The 322-nt window shown below is 74.2% G+C and carries 1 protein-coding gene; it reads right to left on the reverse strand.

Annotated features, from left to right (window positions below; translation table 11 throughout):
- A partial coding sequence (locus ACLBYB_RS32985) for a methyl-accepting chemotaxis protein (protein ID WP_447701403.1) occupies positions 1-322 on the reverse strand: 322 nt, incomplete at both ends.

Consider the following 322-nt stretch of genomic DNA (forward strand, 5'->3'; position numbering starts at 1 on the left):
CTCGGAGGCGACGACCGCGAAGCCGCGACCCGCCGCGCCCGCGCGGGCGGCCTCGATGGTGGCGTTCAGCGCCAGCAGGTTGGTCTGGCCGGCGATGTCCTGGATCAGGCCGACGATGCCGGTCATGGCGGTGGCGGTCTCGGCCAGCCGCTTGGTGTGGCCGTCCGCGTCCTGAACACAGGCATAGGCGGTGTCGGTGGCGCCCTGGGAGCGCACGATGCTCTGGGACACCTCCGCCACCGAGGCCGCCAGCTCCTCGGCGGCGCCCGCCACGGTCTGGACGTTCCCGGAGGTCGAGTCCGCCGCCGACGAGGCCAGCGAG

This window comes from Methylobacterium sp. D54C (assembly GCF_053345595.1).